Raw genomic sequence first — 540 nt, forward strand, 5'->3', positions numbered from 1 at the left:
CGTCGCCGGCGCCTGCCGTCGCGAGGGCCAGCTGCTGCAGGATCGACACGCTGCCGGCCGCCACGTGCACCGCGTCGCTGCTGACACCGAACCGCGCCGCCAGCCGGGCGCGCAGCCGCGACGCCGATGCGTCGGGATAGCGGTTGACGGCGATCGCCGAGCGCAGGGCCTCGACGACGCTCGGCAACGGCTCGAAGGGGTTCTCGTTGCTGGAGAGCTTGAACGCATCGGCGCCGGCCTGCTTCCCCTGCCGGTAGGGCGGGAGGGCGGCGATCTCGGGACGGATCCGCACGGGCGCGGGCGAGGGGGCCTCAGTCACATTCCGAGCCTACAAGCGCGGCGCAGCCGGGCTGCACCGCCGCTTCGCCACGGCGTGGGACACTGCTGGGCATGCGCTTCATCATCCGCGTCGCCGTCAACGCCTTCGCGATCTGGGTCGTGACCCTCATCCCCGCGCTGCAGGTCACGGTGATCGCCTTCCCACCCGGCGAGACCCTGCAGCTCGTGCTGACCCTGCTCGCAGTCGCCGCGATCTTCGCG

General features: G+C 72.4%; 2 pseudogenes. One reads left to right on the forward strand and one right to left on the reverse strand.

Annotated elements, in window-relative coordinates:
• Nucleotides 1-319: pseudogene (locus NQ160_RS24510) on the reverse strand (aminotransferase); the annotation flags it as partial.
• 71 nt (nucleotides 320-390) lie between these two features.
• Here NQ160_RS24510 and NQ160_RS24515 point away from each other — a divergent pair.
• Nucleotides 391-540 (forward strand): annotated as a pseudogene (locus NQ160_RS24515) (phage holin family protein); the annotation flags it as partial.

Source organism: Microbacterium sp. zg.Y909, assembly GCF_024626565.1.